The 2,653-nt window shown below is 71.6% G+C and carries 2 protein-coding genes; one reads left to right on the plus strand and one right to left on the minus strand.

Annotated elements, in window-relative coordinates; all coding sequences use genetic code 11:
- Positions 1-55 precede the first annotated feature (55 nt).
- A complete protein-coding gene (locus tag EHS43_RS42090) occupies positions 56-1,585 on the minus strand; it encodes an MFS transporter (protein WP_125195749.1) in 1,530 nt (509 codons plus the stop codon).
- A 62-nt stretch (positions 1,586-1,647) separates the two neighbouring features.
- Here EHS43_RS42090 and EHS43_RS42095 point away from each other — a divergent pair, with 62 nt between their 5' ends.
- The gene (locus EHS43_RS42095) at positions 1,648-2,619 is read left to right on the plus strand and encodes a YafY family protein (protein ID WP_125195750.1); all 972 of its coding nucleotides are present in this window, start codon (positions 1,648-1,650) and stop codon (positions 2,617-2,619) included.
- Positions 2,620-2,653 lie beyond the last annotated feature (34 nt).

Raw genomic sequence — 2,653 nt, forward strand, 5'->3', positions numbered from 1 at the left:
TGGTACGACAAAGGGGCCCGGTACCCCCGCAGGTACCGGGCCCCTCATCTCGTCGTCAGGAGACCAGTTCGGGCTCCTTCTCGCCCACCGCGGGGAGCTCGGCCGCCGCCTCCACGTGCTGCGCGGGGCGCCTCGGGAGCGCGAACATCAGCAGGAAGATCACGCCCATCACGGCCGCGACCCACCCGAGCGCGTGCTGGAAGGCGTCCACGAAGGCCGGGCCCACCTGTTCCGGCCGCAGGTGGTCACCGATGACCCCGAAGAAGACCACCGACACCAGCCCGAGCCCCAGCGCGTTGCCCATCTGCTGCACGGTGTTGATCAGCCCCGACGCCGAACCGGCGTGCTCGCGCGGCACCTCCGACAGCACCGCGTCGGTGAGCGGCGCGACGATCAGGCCCATACCCACGCCCATCACGACCAGCGGCAACGCCATCTGCCACGAGCTGATCCCCATGCCGTACCGCTCGGCCTCCCACAGGTACAGGAGCACACCCACCGCCATCAGCAGCGCACCGGCCTGGAGCACCCCGCGCCCGAACCGCGGCACGAGCTTCTGCACCGAAAGCCCCGCCGCCGTGGAGACCGCGAGCGAGAACGGCACGCCGGTCAGCCCCGCCCGCAGCGGGCTCCAGCCGAGCCCGGTCTGCATGTACAGCGTCCACACCAGGAAGAAGATGCCGAGCCCGACCCCGAACACGGTCTGGACCGCGATCCCGGCCGCGAAGCTCTTCACCCTGAACAGCGACAGCTCGACCAGCGGCGATCCGTCCCGCGCGGCCTTGCGCCTCTCGTACGCCACCAGCGCCGCGAACACCAGGGGCGCCCCGGCCATCGACACGTACCCCCACACCGGCCAGTCCAGCTCCTCGCCGCGGGTCAGCGGGTAGAGCAGCATCAGCAGGCCGAGCACGACCATGGCCACGCCCACCAGGTCCAGCTTCAGCGCGCGCGGGGCCCTGGACTCGGTGATGAAACGGCTGCCGAGCACCAGCCCCATGATCCCGACCGGCAGGTTGATGAGGAAGATCGGCCGCCACTCGAGCCCGAAGAGGTTCCACTCGGTCAGCAGCGCCCCGAGCAGCGGACCGGACACGGCCCCGAGCCCGACGACCGCGCCGAACAGCCCGAACACCTTGCCCCGCTCGTGTGCCGGGAAGGTCGCGTGCACGATCGACAGGACCTGCGGAACCATCATCGCGGCCATGCCGCCCTGCAGGATCCTGGCCGCGACCAGCATCTCCGGGTTCGCGGCGAAGCCGCACAGCGCCGACGCGAGCGTGAACCCGCCGATGCCGACGAGGAACAGCCGCTTGCGGCCGTGGATGTCACCGAGCCGCCCGCCGGTGATCAGCCCCGCGGCGAAGGCCAGGGCGTATCCGGCGGTGATCCACTGGATCTGGCTGACGGAGGCGCCGGCGTCCTGCCGGATGGACGGGATGGCGATGTTGACGATCGTGACGTCGACGAGGTCCATGAAGGCCGCGGTCATCACGATGGCGAGAGCGAACCAGCGACGCCGGTCGCCCGCGGCGGCGGACGGTACGTCGGGAATGCCCGAAAGGGAGGTCTCGGTGGAGGTCATGACCTGAAACTACGACCCCACTAGGTCAGATCGTGTCCTACTTCTACGGCATCCTCGAACTCATGACGACGGACACCCCGGCACGGCTCCTGACGCTCCTCTCCCTCCTCCAGACGCCCCGCGAATGGCCCGGCGGCGAGCTCGCCGACCGCCTCGGGGTCTCCCGCCGCACGGTCCGGCGGGACATCGACCGCCTGCGCGAACTCGGCTATCCCGTCGAGGCGTCCAAGGGCTCCGACGGCGGCTACCGGCTCGTCGCGGGCAAGGCCATGCCCCCGCTGGTCCTCGACGACGAGGAGGCGGTGGCCATCGCCGTCGGCCTGCGCGCGGGCGCCGGGCACGCGGTCGAGGGGGTGGACGAGGCGTCGGTGCGGGCGCTGGCCAAACTGGAGCAGGTCCTGCCGTCCCGGCTGCGGCACCGGGTCTCCACCCTCCAGGCCGCCACGACTCCGCTGACCAGCGGGGACGGGGCGAGCATCCCGACCGAGACCCTGACGGTGATGGCGTCGACGGTGGCCGGACACGAACGGCTCCGCTTCGCCTACCGCGCGAAGGACGGCGCCGAGTCCCGCCGGGTGGTGGAGCCGTACCGGCTGGTCTCCACCGGTCAGCGCTGGTACCTCATCGCCTACGACCTCGACCGCGGCGACTGGCGGACCTTCCGGGTCGACCGGGTGGACGCCCCCTTCGCCACGGGGGCGCGGTTCGCTCCGCGGGAGCTGCCGACCGGGAGTGCGGCGGAGTATCTGCGGCAGTCGATGTACCGCCGCCAGGAGACGTACGAGCTGGTCGTGACGTTCGAGGCGGAGGTCTCGGAGGTGGCGGCGCGGGTGCCGGCGTGGATGGGGGTGCCTGAGCCCCTGGGCGAGGGGCGGTGCCGATTGCGGGCGAGGGTGGGGGACGCGGTGGACTGGATGGTGGTGCGGCTGGCGATGACGGGGGTGGAGTTCCGGGTGGAGCAGCCGCCGGAGCTCGTCGAGGCGGTGCGGAAGCTGGCGGGCCGGCTGGTTCGCGCGTCGGGGGAAGTCGCCTGAGGGGGAGGCAGGACTCGGTGTGACAGAATCGGCC

The organism is Streptomyces sp. RP5T (assembly GCF_003933965.1).
Classification (GTDB): Bacteria; Actinomycetota; Actinomycetes; order Streptomycetales; family Streptomycetaceae; genus Streptomyces.

What these genes read in the sequence shown, in the direction of transcription:
- EHS43_RS42095 (WP_125195750.1), top strand. Translation starts at nt 1,648, where the DNA reads ATGACGACGGACACCCCGGCACGGCTCCTGACGCTCCTCTCCCTCCTC.
- EHS43_RS42090 (WP_125195749.1), bottom strand. Translation starts at nt 1,585, where the DNA reads ATGACCTCCACCGAGACCTCCCTTTCGGGCATTCCCGACGTACCGTCC.